This is a genomic window from Albidovulum sp., from assembly GCF_041919395.1.
Classification (GTDB): Bacteria; Pseudomonadota; Alphaproteobacteria; order Rhodobacterales; family Rhodobacteraceae; genus Albidovulum.
The window spans coordinates 1-17949 of sequence record NZ_JAYRTX010000009.1 but is presented as its reverse complement, the minus strand read 5'-3'; the positions used below and the strand labels follow the sequence as shown (position 1 = coordinate 17949).

Below are 17949 nucleotides of genomic sequence, written 5' to 3'. Positions count from 1 at the left end.
TGCGGACCTGTCATCTGGCGGGACGTTCACCCTGGGGCTTCACCCACATCATAAGGACAAGACCGATCAGGAAAAGCCCCACGAGCGGCGCAATGCCGAGCCGCGCGCTGCCGGTGCCGAGGGTGGCGAAGGTGATGAGCGCCGGCGCGAGGAATGCCGTCGCCTTGCCGGAAAGGCCGTAGAAGCCGAAATCACCCGCCGCATCCTGCGCGCTTGTATGGAAGACCATGAGCGTCCGGCTTGCCGCCTGCGCGATACCGCCGGCCGCGCCGATCATCACGCCGCAGCCGTAGAAGATCATGTTCGGCAGCGGGGAGCCCTCGCCGAGGACGTGGCCGAAAAAGCTCGTCGGCGTCAGGTTCATCATCACGACGATGGTGGCGGTGAGGACGACGATGGCGAACAGGATCACCGGCTTCGGCCCGACCGAGGAATCGAGCTTGCCGCCTGTCCAGGAGGCGAAGGTCGCGGCGATTGCCGCGACGATGCCGAAGACACCGCTCTGGATCACCGTCCATCCCATCACGTTGGAGGCGAAGGCGCCGCCCAGAGCGTATGTCGCGTTCAGCGCGTCGCGGTAGAACATCGAGGCGACGAGGAAGACGAGAAGGCTCGGCCGGTCCTTCAGACCGGCGACTGCACGACCGAGTCCCGACAGCGCCGCGCCGAAGCTCTTGCCGGCGGCGGCCGGCTCCCGGACCCAGAGGAAGAATGGCACCATGAAGACGACATACCAGAGGGCGGTGAACGGCCCGACCGACCGCGTGCCTTCGCGCGTCGCCGGATCGAGCCCGAAGGCGGGCGAGAGACCGATCAGCGTCTTCCCGGTCTCGGCGTTCTCGGCGAAGAACAGCAGAAAGGCGAAGAGCGCCAGAACCCCTCCGAGATAGCCGAAGGCGAAACCCGTGCCGGACACCTTGCCGATGTCCTCCCGCGGCGCCAGGGTGGGCATCAATGCGTTGGTGAAGTTCGTTGCAAGCTCCATCCCTATGAAGCCGAAGCCGAACCAGAAGGCCGCCCAGAAGAGCGTGGACATGCCAGGCACGGTCCACCAGAGGACGAAGGCGCCGAAGACATACATGGCCGAGAACGCCCAGATCCAGGGCATCTTCCGGCCGCGCCCGTCCGCGATGACGCCAAGGATGGGCGCGAGAACGGCGATGAAAATGCCGGTCACGGTCTGGGTTGCGGTCCAGTACGCCTGGGACGCAGCCTTCGCGGCCTCGGCGTCGAGGCCCTGGGCGGCGAAATGCGCCCGCGCGACCTCGGCGAAGTAGGGACCGAAGCTGAAGGTGAGAAGCAGCGTGTTGTAGGGCTGGCTCGCCCAGTCGAAGAACCACCAGCCCCAGATGCGCTTCCTCGCCGATACCGTCATTTGGCCTGCCCCTCGCGTTGCGGGCGATCAAGCCCGAAAAGGAAGTGTCGCGCAAGGGTTGCAGAGGCGCCGCTCAGCGGTCGGGCGGCCAGGGTCGTTCGCCGTCTGCCGCGATCCAGGCCGTGACCCAGCCGGGCAGCGGCGGGCTTGCGGCCGGGTGCCCCATCGCGGCCAGCACCTCTGCCGGCGGCACGATCCCTTCACTTGACGTCACGGCGGAGCGAAGCAGCATGTGGCTGGTGCATTCGCCCGCTCGCCACATGCTCTGCTCCATGTAGAAGAAGCGCGCGTCCCAGCCGATGCAGCGGCTCAACATCTCCAGCCGGTCGAAGGCCCGCACCCTGCGCCGGTAACGCAGCGTGTTGCCGGCGACCGTGATGCCCCACCGATTGGCCTTCATGTGCCGCAGAAGCCCGGTCCGGATCGCCATCGGCACCCGGCCGAGGTCGTAGAGCGTGAGCGTGCGGCCGTTGTTCAGCTCGAACCAGAAGTCGAGGTCCCAGGGCCAGCAGATGTGGTGCGAGACATGCGCCTCGGTCAGCCCGAGCGGCGGCGCGTGGCGGTTCGCCCAGATTTCCTTGCACATGCGCAGAAAAGGATACATCGCCAACCTCTCGTTCGGCCGCGCCCGAGACGTGGCGGCGCGAGTACGCCCGGTCAACATGGAACGTTGCGTTACGCCATTGAACCCGCACCGCCAGCGCCTTACCTCTGGGCGGACGGAACAGCCGGGGAATTTGATGACTTCGCTCTTTCAGGCCCTCATGATCATACTGAACGTGGTCTGGTTCATCATGATCGCGCATATCATCATGTCGTGGCTCCTGAACTTCCAGGTCCTGAACATCCGCCAGCCGATGGTGGCGCAGATCTGGTACGGCCTTACCCGGCTTCTGGAGCCTATCTACACGCCGATCCGCCGCATTCTGCCACAGACGCCGGGGCTTGACCTCGCGCCGCTGGTTGCGTTCGTCGCCCTCATCATCCTTCAGCGCGTGCTGATCAACAACGCCGGCTTCTTCTACGGCTACTGAACCTTGTCCCCGCCGGGGCGCTGTGACAGGGTGGCGCAAAACGAGCAGCCCACCCAATGATGACACGCGCCGAGGAGCTTCTTTCCTCCATCTTCGGATTCGACGCCTTCCGGCCGGGCCAGGCCGAAATCGTGGCCGCCGTGGCGGCGGGGCGCGACACGCTGGCCATCATGCCGACCGGCGGCGGCAAATCGCTCTGCTTCCAGTTGCCCGCGCTCATGGGGCGCGGCGTGACCGTCGTGATCTCCCCCCTCATCGCGCTCATGCGCGACCAGGTCCGCAGCCTGCGCGAAGCCGGGGTCGAGGCCGGCGCGCTGACTTCCGGCAACACCGAGGAGGAAACGGAGGCCGTCTTCGCAGGCCTCGACGAAGGCCGGCTGAAGCTCCTTTACATGGCGCCCGAACGGCTCGCCTCGGGCGCAACACTGGCGCTCCTCAGGCGCATCCGCACGAGCCTGATCGCCGTGGACGAAGCGCATTGCGTCAGCCAGTGGGGCCACGACTTCCGCCCCGACTACCTCCGGATCGGCGCGCTGAAGCGCGCGCTGAACGTACCGCTCGCCGCCTTTACCGCAACCGCGGACGAGGAGACGCGGGCCGAGATCGTCACGCGGCTTTTCGACGGGCGTGCGCCCGAGACCTTCCTGAGGGGCTTCGATCGGCCGAACATCCACCTCGCCTTTCAGGTGAAGGACCAGCCGCGCCGCCAGATCCTCGGCTTCGCTGCGGTGCGCAAGGGCCAGTCCGGCATCGTCTATTGCGGCACCCGGGCCAAGACGGAGACGCTCGCGCGGGCGCTGATCGAGGCCGGTCACCTCGCCTGCGCCTACCACGGCGGCATGGAGGCCGAGGCCCGGCGCGACGTCGAGTCACGGTTCCAGCGCGAGGACGGGCTCATCGTCGTGGCGACGGTCGCATTCGGCATGGGCATCGACAAGCCGGATATCCGCTGGGTCGCCCATGCCGACCTGCCGAAGTCGATCGAGGCCTATTATCAGGAGATCGGCCGCGCCGGCCGCGACGGTGCGGCGGCCGAAACGCTGGCGCTCTACGGCCCCGACGACATCCGCTTCCGCCGCACGCAGATCGATGAGGGGCTGGCGCCTGCCGACCGCAAGGCGGCCGACCATGCCCGGCTGAACGCGCTCCTCGGCCTCGCCGAGGCGACCGGCTGCCGGCGCCAGCGGCTTCTGTCCTATTTCGGCGAGGTGGCGGAGCCCTGCGGCAACTGCGACCTCTGCGACCGGCCACCCGAGCTTTTCGACGGAACGGAAGCGGTCCGGAAGGCGCTTTCGGCGATCCTGCGTACCGGCGAAAGCTTCGGCGCGGCACACCTCATCGACATCCTGACGGGTTCCGCAACCGAGAAGGTGCGCGATCGCGGCCACGACGGGCTGCCGACGTTCGGCGTCGGCCGTGACCTGCCGAAGGCGGAGTGGCAGGCCGTGTTCCGGCAGATGATGGGCCATGACCTCATCCGCCCCGACCCCGAACGCCATGGCGCCTTCCGGATGACCGAGGCGGCGCGGCCGATCCTGCGCGGCGAGGCACGCGTCACGCTCCGCCGCGACACGATCCGGGGCGCCGCGCTCAAGCCGGTGGTCAAGACGCTGGTGGCCGAGGAAGACGCACCTCTGCTGTCCGCCCTCAAGGCCAAGCGCCGCGCGCTGGCCGAGGCGGCAAGGGTGCCCGCCTATGTGATCTTTCCCGACCGGACGCTGATCGACATGGCCGAGCGCCGGCCCCGGACGCTGGACGAGATGGCGCAGGTTTCTGGCGTGGGGGCGAAGAAACTGGAAAGCTACGGTCCGGCCTTTCTCGCCGTCATCGCGGGTGAGGCCGCGCGGATTCATCCGGCACGGGTGAAGCTTGCAGGCCGCGCGGCAGGTGCCCTCTTCGACCGGCTGATGGCGACGCAGGCGGAACTGGCCCGGGGCGAGGACGGTACGGGAAAGCACCTCAGTTGCACCCATGCGACGCTGCGGCGCATCGCCGAGGCGCGGCCCGCGACCATCGCGGACCTTGAGCGGATCGCCGGCCTCGGGAGCCAGAAGCTCGACCGATTCGGCAGTGCGTTCCTCGCCGTCCTCGCCGAGGGCTGAGAGGCCCGGTCAGGCGGGAACGGTGCCAGCAGCTGGCGGGACGGCGGTGCGTGCGTCCCCCGGGCAGAACGCCGCGATCTTCGCCACGATCTCGGCCTTCTTCAGTGGCTTCGTCAGATAGTGGTCGATCCCGGCCTCCAGGATCGACACGCGGTCGGCGTCCATCGCATGGGCGGTCAGCGCGACGATCGGCACCCGTGACAGGCCGCTGGACGCCTCAGCCGCCCGGATCGCCCGCGCCGCCTCGCGCCCATCCATTTCGGGCATCGAGATATCCATGAAGACGAGGTCGGGCCGAAAGCTGCGCCACAGCTCCACCGCCTCGCGCCCGTTGCCGGCGAACTGAAGCTCCATGTCGCAGTCGGCCACCATCTTGCGGAAGACGAGCTGGTTCGTCCGGTTGTCCTCTGCGGCAAGGACGCGCATCGGCCGACCCGCAGCGGCCTCGGGCGCGGATGGCTCCGCCGGCGCCGGCAGCCGGCTCTTGGGGTAGGAAAGGTCCTGCAGCACCCGCAGAAGCTGGCTGCGCAGGATCGGTTTCGCCAGCACGGAAGTGGCGTCGCAGCGCCTGTCGGCCAGCGAATCCGGTTCCGACGACAGGAAAAGGATCGGCGCGGCGTCCCCGACCATCCGCAGCGCGGCGGCAAGGTCGGGGCCGTCGGTCGCAGGCATGTCCTGATCGACAAGGATCACGTCGAAAGGCCCCTGCACCGGAAGCGCGGCCAGCGCCTCGGTCGCGTTGCGGCAACTCGAGACCGCGAGCCCGTAGGTTTCAAGCTGGCGTTGCAGGATCACCCGGTTGATCAGGATCTCGTCGACGATGAGCGCATTCTTCAGGAGGACCGGCCGTTCCGGCCCCGTCCCTGCCGCCGTGTGCTCGGCCGGTGAGAGCACGAGCCTGAAGCCGAAGCACGAGCCATGTCCGACCTCGCTCTCCACCCAGATGGCGCCGCCCATAAGGCCGACGAGCTGCCTGGTGATCGCGAGGCCGAGGCCCGTGCCCTCGAATTTCCGGTTCGACTGGTCCTCGACCTGATTGAACTCGCCGAAGATGTGCTCGATCTGATCGGGGGCGATGCCGATGCCGGTGTCTTCCACCGTGACGTGAAGCTCGTAGTCGCCGCCTGCCAGCTCCAGACCCACGACGCGGGCAAGCACATGGCCCGCCGGCGTGAACTTCACCGCGTTGCCGATCAGGTTCGTCAGAATCTGCCGCATCCGGCCGGGGTCGGCGATGAAGCGCGTCGGCAGGAAGATATCGAAGTCGACCACGAGCCTCAGCCCCTTCTCCCGCGCGAGCGGCTGGAGGAGCAGCATCACCTCGTGCAGGCAACGCTCCAGATCGAAGGGCTCGGGGTAGAGCCGCATCTTCTCCGCCTCGATCTTGGAGTAGTCGAGCACGTCGTTGATGATGACCAGAAGCGCCTCCCCCGAGGAGCGGATCGTCTCGGCGAAGAGCCTCTGCTCCTCGGTCAGCGCGGTTTCGCACAGCAGTTCCGCCATGCCGACGACGCCGTTCATCGGCGTGCGTATCTCGTGGCTCATGTTGGCGAGGAAGGCCGACTTGGCGCGGCTGGCGGCTTCGGCCTTCGCCCGCGCCTCCTCCAACTCGGCCTCGCGCTCCATCGCCGCGGTGATGTCCTGCGCCATGGAAACCAGATCGCCGACCTCCCCCCGCCGATCATGGAACCGGATATGACGCCCGTCGGCGAGGCGGACCACCTTCGGCTCGATCACGTCGCGTCCGAGCCGCGTCGTCATCTCGTGCTGCCAGTCTTGCGCATCCTCGCGCGCCAGATCGGCGATGCCCTGCGAGAGCACCTCCAGCACCCGGAAATAGCTGTCGCCGAGCCGGACGCCACCTGCGCCGAAAAGCGCCAGATACGCCTGGTTGGCGCTGACCAGCCGCGCCTCGCCGTCGAAGACGGCGAACCCGTCTTCGATCGTCTCGATCGCCTCCCACAGCCGGCGCTCTGCCAGCTCCGCTTGCGATGTGACCCGCTCCAGATCGTGCAGGACCTGCACGGTCCGGCCCTTGAGCGATTCGGCCTCCTGCCGCTGGACGACGATCTGGTCCGAGAGCGCGCGGGCATGGCGCGAAAGCTGCGTGTTCGCGGCGTAGAGCTCGCGCTTCTTCTGCTCCAGCAGACGTTCCGCCGCGAGCCGCGCACGCCGCTCCCGCGCCAGCTTTTCGGAAATGCTCACGATCGGCTCCGCCACGTCCGCCCTCTCCCTCGCGTACATGCGGAACGATGCGGGATCGTTGTGAATGAAGGCTTAAGCCCGCCCTTCCATACCGCTCCGGCTTGCCAAGCCGAGCCCGCCCGTGTCAGCATCCGGCCATTGCCAGCCCGGGGCGATTTCGGGGGAGATTTCGATGTGCCGCTTGACCCTGGCCGCCCTCGTGGCGGGTGTTTTCCTTTCCGCCGCCGCCCAAGCGCAGGAGCGCGACTACCTGCCCGAGCGCCGTGCCGTCATGACCGAAGGCGTGGATTTCCCGGGCGGCGATCTCGCGCCGCTCTTCGACGTCGGCTTCGAGACGTGCGAGGCGACCTGCCTTGCCGACACCGCCTGCCGGGCCTTCACCTACAACCGCCGCTCCAGCGCCTGCTTCCCGAAATCGGCCGCCGGCACGTCGACACCGTATCAGGGTGCAATCTCCGGCCGGATCGTCGCCACGGATCCGGCGGCGCTGGCGGGTGCGGGTCCGCGCGCGGCAGAGCTTTCGTTCCTGCGGCCGGAGGATTTCGACGCGGCGCTCGCCCAGGCGCGCGGGCTTGGCGCGGAACACATCGCGGGCGACGCGGCCGAAGACGATCTACTCGCCGCCGCCGCAGCGGCGCGGGCCACAGGCGATCCGGAAGGCGCCATGCGCCTGACCGGCGCCGCGGTCACGCTGTCTGATGGCGCCGGCCCGTGGCTCGACTATGCGACGGCACTTCTCGACATCCCGGTGCAGGACGGTGCGCTGCGGGAAGGCTACGCCCGGCGCGCCGCGGCCGGCGCGATCAACGCCTACCTGCGCGCCGGTGCCGCAGCCTTGCGGACCAATGCACTCGTCACCCTCGCGCGGAGCTTCGAGGTGGCAGGCCGCGGCCGTGACATGATCCCTGCGCTGCGGCTCGCCCAGTCGCTTCAGCCGCGCGACGACACGGCGGCGATGCTCGACGACGCCATCGGCAAGTACGGTTTTCGCATCGCGGAGGCACGGGTAGAAAGCGACAGCGCGTCGCCCCGCATCTGCGCGACCTTCACCGAGGAACTGGTGAAGGCCGGCACCGACTATTCCTCCTTCGTGAAACTGCCCGAGGCGGGCCTCACGGTGGAACCGCAGTCGAACCAGATATGCGTGGGCGGCCTGAAACACGGCACCCGCTATGCCATCACCTTTCGCGAGGGCCTTCCCTCTGCCTCGGGCGAGGAGCTGGGCAAGGATGTGACCGTCACCCAGTATGTCCGCGACCGCTCACCGGCCGTCAGCTTCCCGGGCCGCGCCTACGTGCTGCCGCGCGTGGGCTCCGCCGGCATTCCGGTCGTGACCGTGAATGCTGCCGCGCTCGACCTGACGCTCCTTCGCCTCTCGGACCGGAACCTGATCCGCGCCATGCAGGGCGACTACTTCGGGCGTCCGCTCGACTACTGGTCGTCGGAGGCGCTTCGCACGGATGTCGCCGAGCAGGTCTGGACCGGCACCGGCGAGGTGGGCATGGAAGTCAACCGTGACATCACCACACTCCTGCCGCTCGGCGACGCGATCAAGGAGGCGGGCCCGGGCATCTACGCGCTTCAGGCAGCCGTCCCCGGCCGCGACCCCTACGACAACCCGCCGGCGACACAGTGGTTCGTGATCTCCGACCTCGGGTTGACGGCGATGGCCGGGACGGACGGGCTCCATGTCTTCGTGCGCGGTCTCGCGGACGCCCTCGCGGTGGAGGGTGTGACGGCCACGCTGGTGAACCGCGCGAATGCGGTCATCGGCACCGCCACGACCGACGTGGACGGCCATGCCGTCTTCCCGGCCGGCCTCACCGCCGGAACGGGCGCGGCCGAACCGGCGCTGGTGACGGTCGAGAAGGGCGAGGACATGGCCTTCCTTTCGCTTTCCGAGGCGGAGTTCGACCTTTCGGACCGTGGCGTGGCGGGACGCGAGGCGGCGCCGCCGATCGACGTCTTCCTTTCGACCGAGCGAGGCGCCTACCGCGCGGGCGAGACGGTGAACGCGACGATCCTTGCCCGCGACGCAGAGATGAAAGCGCTCGACGGGCTGCCGATGACGGCACGCCTGATCCGGCCCGACGGGGTGGAGTACTCCCGCATGCTCCTCGCGCCCGCGGGCGCGGGCGGCTTCACCGCCGCGCTGCCCCTCGCCGGCAATGCCCCTCGCGGTACCTGGCGGATCGAGAGCTTCGTCGAGGACGGCACGATCCTCGCGGCGCAGAGTTTCCTCGTCGAGGACTTCCTGCCCGAACGCATCGACTTCGCGCTTTCGCTGCCGGAAGGCGCGCTGCGCCTCAGCGACACACCGACGCTTTCCGTCGATGCGCGCTACCTCTTCGGCGCACCGGGCGCGGGGCTGGCGATGGAGGGCGACCTGCGGATATCGGCGCTCACCGCGCTGGATGCCTATCCGGGATACGTGTTCGGCAGATACGACGAACCCTTCTCGCCCTTCAGGGACAGCCTCTACGACCTGACCGAAACCGACGCGGCCGGCCATGCCGACGTGCCCGTGACCTTCCCTGACCTCGGCGAGGCGGCCAGCCGCCCGCTCGAGGCGCGCGTCACGCTGCGTCTGAAGGAGGGCTCCGGCCGCCCTGTGGAGCGCGACGTCACCCGCCGAATTCTGCCCGACAGTCCGGTAATCGGCATTAGGCCCGCCTTCGCGGACGCCACCGTCCCGCAGGGCGCGCAGGCCGAATTCGCGCTGATCGCCGTCGGCCCGGACGAGAAGCCGGCCGCGCGGAAAGTGCACTGGACGATCAACCGCATCGAGACGAACTATCAGTGGTATTCGCTTTACGGGCAGTGGAACTGGGAAGTGACCACAACCCGCAGCCGCGTGGCCGAGGGCGATGCGACGCTGACCGCAGAGGGGCCGGTCACCGTCTCCGCCCCGGTGGACTGGGGCAACCACGAGATCGTGGTAGAGGCGGCGGACGGCGCCTACGCGGCCTCCTCGGTGGAATTCTACGCCGGCTGGTATGTGCCCGCCGACGCCTCCGAAACGCCTGACACGCTCACCGTCGCCCTGGACAAGGAAGCCTATCGCCCCGGAGACACGGCAAAGGTCAGGATCGAACCGCGCACGGACGGCGTGGCGCTGGTCACGGTGCTGTCGAACCGGCTCATCGACATGAAGGCGGTGCCGGTGACGGCGGGGGAGAACGTCGTGGATCTGCCCGTGACCGACGACTGGGGCGCCGGCGCCTATGTCACGGCCTCGGTCATCCGGCCGCTTGCCGCGCAAGCCGGCCGCGCGCCCGCCCGCGCGCTCGGCCTCTCCTACGCAGCGGTCGATCCCGGCGCCCGGAAGCTCGCCGCCGCGTTCGAGGCCGTGGCCGTGGCCGAGCCCCGCGCCCCGCTGCCTGTCGCACTCAAGGTCGAGGGTGCCGCCACGGGCGAGGAGGTGATCGTCACCATTGCCGCCGTCGATCTGGGCATCCTGAACCTGACCGCGTTCACGTCCCCCGACCCGGAGGACCATTACTTCGGCCAGCGCAAGCTGGGCGTGGCGATCCGCGACATCTACGGACGGCTGATCGACGGCCGCAACGGCGCGCCCGGAACCGTGCGCTCGGGCGGCGATGCGGGCACGGGACTGAAGATGCAGGCTCCGCCGCCCACCGAGGAACTCGTCGCCTTCTTCTCCGGCCCGCTGACGGTCGGTTCCGACGGCTATGCCCGCACCGAATTCCGACTGCCCGGGTTCAACGGCACCGTTCGGCTGATGGCCGTGGTCTGGTCGAAGACCGGGATCGGACAGGCGGAGGCCGATGTGCTCGTCCGTGATCCTGTCGTCGTCACCGCCTCGGTGCCGCGCTTCCTCGCCCCCGGCGACGCGTCGCGCGTGCTTCTGGAGATCGTCCATGCCACGGGGCCTGCGGGCCGCATGGGCCTCGACGTGACCGCCGACGGCCTGACGCTCGGGGAAATTCCTTCCGGGCTCGACCTTGCCGAGGGGGCGAAGGCCGAGATCAGCGTGCCGATAGTCACTGCGGCCGCCGAGGGCACGGCCAAGGTTCGCGTGGCGCTGACTACGCCTGACGGCAGGCAACTCGTGAAGACACTGACGATTCCGGTCCAGGCCAACGACCCCGAGATCGCCCGCCAGAACCGGTTCGAGCTCGCCGCCGGCGCCAGCTTCACACTCGACGAGAACGCCTTCTCCGGCCTCCTGCCCGGCTCGGGTCGCGCCACGCTCGCCGCCGGTCCGCTCGCGCGGTTTGACGCGCCCGGGCTGCTGGCCAGCCTTGACGCGTATCCTTACGGCTGCACGGAACAGCTCACGTCGAAGGCCCTGCCGCTTCTCTACTTCGATCAGGTGGCAACCGCGATGGGGGCTGCCGGCGGAAGCGACGTGCATAAGCGGGTCGAGGAGGCAATCTCCCAAATCCTCCTCAACCAGTCGCCGAACGGCGCCTTCGGGCTCTGGTATCCCGAGGCGGGCGACCTCTGGCTCGACGCCTATGTGACCGACTTCCTCAGCCGCGCGAAGGGGCAGGGCTTCGCGGTGCCCGACACGGCCTTCCGCAACGCGCTCGACAACCTCAGGAACCAGGTCAACTACGCACCCGACTTCGACGAAGGCGGCGGGCCCTATGCCTATGCGCTCATGGTCCTTGCGCGCGAAGGCGCGGCTGCCATCGGCGATCTGCGCTACTACGCCGACGTCAAGGCCGAGGCCTTCGACACGCCCATCGCCGCCGCCCAGCTCGGCGCGGCTCTCGCTGCCTACGGCGACCAGCGGCGGGCGGATGCGATGTTCGCTCAGGCGGCCCGGATCGTCGCCCAGCGCGGGATGCAGGAGGCGCAGGTGTGGCGCGCGGACTATGGCACGGCCCTGCGCGACGCAACCGCCCTCCTCGCGCTCGCCACCGAGGCGGGATCGGCCGTGATCGACCACGACACGCTCGGCAACTCCGTCGCCTCGGCGATGGCCGGCCAGCGGCTTTCGACGCAAGAGGCGATGTGGGCGCTGCTTGCTACCCATGCGCTCATCGACCGGCCGGGGGCCGAGGGCTTCACGGTGAACGGCGCCCCAGTGACCGGCCCTCTTGTCCGTGTGCTTGACGAGCAGGCGCGCGACCCGCAGGTCATCACCAACGGCACCGGGCGCGATGCGACCTTGACGCTGACGACCTTCGGCGTTCCGACCGAGCCGGAACCGGCGGGCGGCAAGGGTTATGCCATCGCCCGCAGCTACTACACGATGGAAGGCGATCCCGCCGACATCGCCAGCGTGCCGCAAGGCACCCGGCTCGTCGCCGTGATCGAGGTCACGCCGACCGCCGCGGGCGAGGCGCGGCTGATCGTCAATGACCCCCTTCCCGCCGGCTTCGAGATCGACAATCCCGCGCTGATCCGCGCCGGCGACATCGTGGCGCTCGACTGGCTCGACACCGCCGAGACCCGCATGAGCGAGTTCCGGCAGGAGCGGTTCCTCGCCGCGGTGGACTGGACCTCGCGCGAACCGTTCCAGCTGGCCTATATCGTCCGCGCCATATCCCCCGGCACCTTCCGTCACCCCGCAGCGAGCGTCGAGGACATGTACCGCCCCGACTACCGCGCGCGGACGGAGGTCGGCCGGGTCACGGTGACGGAGTGAAGGCGCGGGTCGCCCTTGCGCTCGCCGCCCTGCTTTTTGCAGGCGGCCTCCTACGGGACGGGGCCGATCTGTGGATCGACGGGACGGTCCTGCCGCCGCTGACGGTCGAGACCGGCGTCGAGGTCACGGCGCGCGACGGCACTCTGCTCAGAGCCTTCACAGTCGCAGACGGGCGCTGGCGGCTCGATCCCGGCGCGGTGGACCGAGACTTCCTCGCCATGCTCGTGGCCTACGAGGACAAGCGGTTCTACCAGCACAATGGGTTGGACCCGCTCGCCCTCCTCCGCGCCGTCTGGCAGGTAGCGGCGAACGGGCGCGTGGTTTCGGGCGGTTCCACCCTGACGATGCAGGTCGCGCGGCTTCTGGAGGAAAGCGGCACTGGGCGGCTCTCCGGCAAGCTCCGCCAGATCCGTGTGGCACTGGCGCTGGAACGGCGGCTGACCAAGGACGAAATCCTCGACCTCTACCTCCGCCTCGCGCCATACGGCGGCAACCTCGAAGGCGTGCGCGCGGCGAGCCTGGCGTACTTCGGCAAGGAGCCGCGCCGACTGACCCGCGCCGAAAGCGCACTGCTGGTGGCGCTTCCCCAATCGCCAGAGACCCGCCGCCCCGACCGCGCGCCGGCGACGGCGGAACCCGCCCGCGACCGCGTCCTTGCGCGCCTGACTGCCGCGGGCGCCCTGCCTGTCGACCGAGGCGTCCGCACCGAACCGGTGCCGACGACCCGTCGCTCCTTCCCCGCGCTCGCCCCACACCTCGCCGACCGCCTCCGCCGCGAAGACCCGACCGCGCGCCGGATCGCCACAACCATCGACCCTGCGCTCCAGCGAAGCCTCGAGGCACTCGCCGCGCGGGTATCCCGCAGCTCTCCCGCCCGCGCCTCGCTGGCCATCCTCGTCGCCGATCACCGGACAGGGGATATCCTCGCCTCCGTCGGATCGCCCGACTGGACCGATGCGAGCCGCGCCGGATTCATCGACATGACGCGGGCGCTGCGTTCACCCGGCTCGACCCTGAAACCCTTCGTCTACGCGCTCGCCTTCGACGAGGGCCTCGCCCACCCTGAAACGCTGATCGAGGATCGGCCGGTATCCTTCGGCCCTTACGCGCCGCAGAACTTCGACCGCGCCTTCCGTGGCACCGTGACGGCGCGCGAGGCGCTGCAGCTTTCGCTCAATATCCCTGTCGTGAGCCTGACCGAAGCGATCGGGCCCGCACGGCTCCTGGCCGCCCTGCGCCGGACCGGGGCCGACCCCGTGCTGCCGGGCGGCGACCCCGGCCTTGCCGTCGCGCTCGGCGGCGTCGGGCTCACCCTCGAAGACCTGGTCGGGGCCTATGCCGCGCTCGCCCGGCTCGGTGCGCCGGTCCGGCTTTCCGCGAGGCCGGGCGCAACGCAGCCCGAAGGCCCGCGCCTCACCTCGCCCGAGGCCGCCTGGCTCGCCGCCGACATCCTCGCCGGTCTCCCGCCCCCTGCCAACGCGCCTACGCACCAGATCGCCTACAAGACCGGCACGAGCTATGGCCACCGCGATGTCTGGGCCGTCGGATTCGACGGCGCACATGTGGTCGGCGTCTGGCTGGGGCGGCCCGACGGAGCGTCACTCCCCGGCGCCTTCGGCGGAGAACTTGCGGCCCCCATCCTCTTCGACACATTCGCGCGGATCGGCCCCGAGCGCACACCGCTGCCGCCCCCGCCGCCATCGACCCTGATCCTGCCGAACGCCCGCCTTCCCCAGCCGCTGCAGCGTTTTCGCCCGAGAGGATCGATCCTCGCCCCAGGGGACGACATGCCGGAGATCGCCTTCCCGCCCGATGGCGCGCGGGTCGAAGCGGGTGCGTCGCTCGCGCTCAAGGTCCGGGGCGGAACGCCACCCTTCACCTGGCTCGCGAACGGGGCTCCGGCCGTCCTCTCCGAGCGGAGCCGCGAATCGGCGTTGCCCGTTCCGGGCCCGGGCTATCTCAGGCTCTCGGTAATCGACGGCCTGGGCGCCAGCGCGAGCGCGACAGTCACGCTTGGGCCCTGAGCCACTTGGCTGCCAGGCCCCCCGCCTCCCGACGGAGGGCTTGATCCACTCTGAGCAGGCTGCCCGTCAGATCCGCTCGATGGCGAGCGCGATGCCCTGACCGCCGCCGATGCACATGGTGACGAGCGCGTAGCGGCCACCGGTGCGCTCCAGTTCATGGAGCGCCTTCACGGTCAGGATCGCACCCGTGGCGCCCACCGGATGGCCGAGCGCGATGGCGCCGCCGTTGGGGTTCACCTTCGCCGGATCGAACCCGAGTTCCCTCGACACCGCGAGGGCCTGCGCCGCGAAGGCCTCGTTGGATTCGATCACGTCGAAGTCGCCCGCCGAAAGCCCGGTGCGCTTCAGAAGCTCGGTCACGGCGGGCACCGGGCCGATCCCCATGACCTCGGGCCGCACGCCGGCATGGGTGTAGCCGAGAAGACGCGCGCGGGCCTTCAGACCGGACTTCGACGCCGCCCCGGCAGTGGCGAGCACAAGCGCCGCCGCGCCGTCGTTGATCCCGCTCGCATTGCCGGCCGTGACGCTGCCGTCCTTCTGGAACACGGCCTTCAGCCCCGCGAGCGCCTCAAGGCTGGTGGCCTTCGGATGTTCATCGGTGTCGAACACGACGGTCCCCTTGCGGCCGACGATCTCAACCGGAACAATCTGGTCCTTGAACCGGCCCTCGGCAATCGCGCGGGCGGCGCGGGTCTGGCTCTCCATGGCGAAGGCGTCCTGATCGGCGCGGCTCACGCCATGCTCCCTGGCGACATTTTCCGCCGTCACGCCCATGTGGCCCGTTCCGAACGGACAGGTGAGCGCCCCGGTCATCATGTCGAGCGCCTTCGTGTCCCCCATCTTCTGGCCAAAGCGCGCGGCCTGCAGCACGTAGGGCGCCCGGCTCATGCTTTCGGCCCCGCCGGCGAGCGCGAAATCGGCGTCGCCCAGCATCAGGCTCTGCGCCGCCGAGACGATGGCCTGGGCACCCGAGCCGCAGAGGCGGTTCACGTTCATGGCCGGCGTGCCGTTCGGAATACCCGCCTGGACCGCCGCGACCCGGCTCAGGTACATGTCGCGGGGCTCGGTGTTGATCACGTGGCCGAAGACGACGTGGCCGATCTGATCGCCGGCCACGCCGGCCCGCTCCAGCGCCGCCTTCGCGGCGACCGTCGCGGTGTCGATTGGCGCCATTCCGGCAAGCGCCCCGCCGAAAGTGCCGATCGCGGTGCGCGCGCCGGACAGGATCACGATATCGTCGCTCATGCGGACCTCCTGTGGAATGAGACGCTGGAACTCTAGCTGCTGCGCCGCAGCGAAACCAGCGTGATTTCGGGCGGCTGGAAGACACGGAGCGGCACGCCCGAATAGCCGATCCCGCCCGAGACGATCAGGTGCCGCCCGCCCTCGCGGACATGGCCCCAGCCATAGCGAGAGCGATAGCGCGAGGGCGTCAGAGGCCGCCAGCCGGCAAGGTTCACCTGCCCGCCATGGGTGTGGCCGGATATCTGCAGGAAGGCGCGGGCATCGCCTTCGGCGAAATAGTCGGGCTCATGCGCCATAAGGACCGCAGGCGCGCCCGGCGGCACCGAAGCGAAGGCCGCATCGGGATCGTGCAGACCCGAATGGCCGAGCCGCCTGAGCGCCCGCTGACTGTCCATGCCCACGAGCCAGAAGCCGGCCCCGTGCGGGAGGCGTTCCGCCCGGTTCGTCAGAAGCCGGATCGGGCCTCCCTCCAGCGCCTCGACGACCGAATTGCGGGCAAATCGCGTCGCGCGCGACAGCCGGCAGTCCCACCAGTCGTGATTGCCCATCACGGCCGCAACGCCGAGCGGCGCGGCAAGCGGTGCAAGGGTCTCGACGATGGCCGTGGCGGGGATGCTGCGGGCGGGAAGGTTGCGGTCCGCGATGAAGTCGCCAGGGATGAGAACGAGATCGGGCCGGAGCGCATTCGTCGCCGCTACGATGCGCGCGATGGCGGAAAGCGGCGTCCAGGGTATGCAGACATGAAGATCGGCGAGAACAGCGATCGTCAGGTCGGGCAGCGTCCAGCGATGATCAGCGATCTCGTGCCGCACGATCAGGGGGCGGCTGAACATGGTCAGCGGTCGGAAGTGCGCCTTCTCCGCCATGGCTATCCGCCGGGCAGCACGGGCTGCCGCCCACCGGGGCCGAGCAGCCAGACCCGGTCGCCCTCGATCACCACGGCCGAAAGGGTGCGGCCGTATCCCGCACCCGTATCTATGTTGAGCCGGTTGCCATAGTGGGTGACACGATCGACCGGCGTGTGGCCGTGCACGACCAGCGCACCGTGGTCGCGCGGATCATCCAGGAACGGCCGCCGGATCCACAAGAGGTCGTCCTCGGCCTGCGCGTCCAGCGGCACACCGGGGCGGATGCCGGCATGGACGAAAACCGCGGGCCCCCGGCGATAGCTGGCGTGAAGGCCCGACAGGAACCGCACATGCGCAGCGGGCACGGCCGCCAACGCATCGGCATGGAGGTCGAACAGCATCCGTTCCCCGGCGCCGGCAACGCCGTAGGACGCGAGCGTGGTATCCCCGCCGAGACGCGGCTCGATCCAGTGCATGCCCTCGCGGAGCCCGGGATCCTGGCTGTCGGGATCGGCGAGAAACCCCGTGAACATCCGGTCATGGTTGCCCTTCAGCACGATCCACGGCTCACCCCGGCCGACACCGGCCAGAAGGAAGTCGATCACGCCGCGACTGTCCGGCCCACGGTCCACAAGGTCGCCGATGTGGACGACCGGCGCCCCGTGATCGCCCACCCGCCCCCGGTCCATCGCAATCCGGTCGTGCACATCTTCCAGCTTGTCGCGTGCGCCGTGGATGTCGCCTATGGCGTAGGTTCTCATTCCCGATCCCTGCCCGTTCGGGGCGGACGCTACCCTGCCCGCCGGTTCGCGGCAACCGGCGGGCAGGCTCTTCTGCTCACCCGATGTCGAAGACCAGCGGCTTGACCTGCCGGAACATGCCCGTCGCCTCCAGCGCGCGGATGACCTCTGCCTTCGGCGCCTCGTCGAGATAGAGAAGCGCGATCGCGTCGCGGCCGACGCCCGATCGGCCGAGCGTGAAGTTGGCGATGTTCACGCCTGCGTTCCCAAGCGTCTGGCCAAGCGTCCCGATGATGCCCGGCACGTCCTCGTTGGTGGTGTAGAGCATGTGCGCCCCGATCTCGGCGTCGATATTGATGCCCTTGATCTGGATGAAACGCGGCTTGCCGTCCGAGAAGACCGTCCCGGCGATCGACCTTTCGCGCTTCTCCGTCACCACGGTCAGCTTCATGTAGCCGTCGAAGACGCCACTCTTTTCCTGTTGCGTGGTCGAGATCTGTATCCCGCGCTCCTTGGCGACGACGGGGGCCGAAACCATGTTCACATCCGGGTTGGTCGCCTTCATGATCCCGGCAATCGCGCCGCAGTTCAGCGCCTGCAGGTTCATCCGTGCGACGGCGCCGTCATAGAGGATGTTGATCGCCTTGATCGGCTCGTCCGTCATCTGGCCGGCGAAGGCGCCGAGATGCTGGGCGAGCTTCTGCCATGGCCCCATGACGGCGGCTTCCTCGGCGGTGACCGAGGGCATGTTGAGCG

11 protein-coding genes are annotated in these 17949 nt (G+C 69.2%); 4 read left to right on the top strand and 7 right to left on the bottom strand.

Annotated elements, in window-relative coordinates:
• Positions 1–10: 10 nt before the first annotated feature.
• Positions 11–1375, bottom strand: a complete 1365-nt coding sequence (locus ACMUOO_RS03020) for an MFS transporter (protein WP_301918063.1) — start codon at positions 1373–1375, stop codon at positions 11–13.
• Between the two features lie 73 nt (positions 1376–1448).
• On the bottom strand, positions 1449–1979 hold the full coding sequence (locus tag ACMUOO_RS03015) for an acyl-CoA thioesterase (RefSeq protein ID WP_301918064.1): 531 nt from the start codon (positions 1977–1979) through the stop codon (positions 1449–1451).
• A 136-nt stretch (positions 1980–2115) separates the two neighbouring features.
• Between ACMUOO_RS03015 and ACMUOO_RS03010 the strand changes: the two genes are divergently transcribed.
• Together ACMUOO_RS03010 and recQ are read left to right on the top strand one after the other, a co-directional pair.
• Positions 2116–2409: a YggT family protein gene (locus ACMUOO_RS03010; RefSeq protein ID WP_301918065.1), complete on the top strand. Its 294-nt coding sequence runs from the start codon at positions 2116–2118 to the stop codon at positions 2407–2409.
• Positions 2410–2468: 59 nt separating this feature from the next.
• Positions 2469–4511 carry a DNA helicase RecQ gene (gene recQ, locus ACMUOO_RS03005; protein WP_301918066.1) on the top strand — a complete coding sequence of 681 codons (2043 nt, stop codon included), beginning with the start codon at positions 2469–2471 and terminating at the stop codon, positions 4509–4511.
• A gap of 9 nt (positions 4512–4520) precedes the next feature.
• Here recQ and ACMUOO_RS03000 read toward each other — a convergent pair whose 3' ends face one another.
• The gene (locus ACMUOO_RS03000; protein ID WP_301918067.1) at positions 4521–6716 is read right to left on the bottom strand and encodes a response regulator; all 2196 of its coding nucleotides are present in this window, start codon (positions 6714–6716) and stop codon (positions 4521–4523) included.
• 172 nt (positions 6717–6888) lie between these two features.
• On the opposite strand from ACMUOO_RS03000, the gene ACMUOO_RS02995 reads away from it, so the two are divergent.
• Together ACMUOO_RS02995 and pbpC are read left to right on the top strand one after the other, a co-directional pair.
• A complete protein-coding gene (locus ACMUOO_RS02995) occupies positions 6889–12336 on the top strand; it encodes an alpha-2-macroglobulin family protein (RefSeq protein ID WP_413854859.1) in 5448 nt (1815 codons plus the stop codon).
• Complete coding sequence (gene pbpC, locus ACMUOO_RS02990; RefSeq protein WP_301918069.1) at positions 12333–14360, top strand: penicillin-binding protein 1C; 2028 nt, start codon at positions 12333–12335, stop codon at positions 14358–14360. The genes ACMUOO_RS02995 and pbpC overlap by 4 nt, the downstream gene beginning before the upstream one ends.
• 66 nt (positions 14361–14426) lie before the next feature.
• On the opposite strand, the gene ACMUOO_RS02985 is transcribed toward pbpC, so the two are convergent.
• The 4 genes from ACMUOO_RS02985 to ACMUOO_RS02970 all read right to left on the bottom strand — a co-directional run.
• Positions 14427–15605 carry an acetyl-CoA C-acyltransferase family protein gene (locus ACMUOO_RS02985; protein ID WP_413854858.1) on the bottom strand — a complete coding sequence of 393 codons (1179 nt, stop codon included), beginning with the start codon at positions 15603–15605 and terminating at the stop codon, positions 14427–14429.
• A 32-nt stretch (positions 15606–15637) separates the two neighbouring features.
• Positions 15638–16471 carry a metallophosphoesterase gene (locus ACMUOO_RS02980; RefSeq protein ID WP_301918071.1) on the bottom strand — a complete coding sequence of 278 codons (834 nt, stop codon included), beginning with the start codon at positions 16469–16471 and terminating at the stop codon, positions 15638–15640.
• A 2-nt stretch (positions 16472–16473) separates the two neighbouring features.
• On the bottom strand, positions 16474–17214 hold the full coding sequence (locus tag ACMUOO_RS02975; RefSeq protein WP_301918072.1) for a metallophosphoesterase: 741 nt from the start codon (positions 17212–17214) through the stop codon (positions 16474–16476).
• Between the two features lie 76 nt (positions 17215–17290).
• A partial coding sequence (locus ACMUOO_RS02970; RefSeq protein WP_413854857.1) for an ACT domain-containing protein occupies positions 17291–17949 on the bottom strand: 659 nt, incomplete at its 5' end.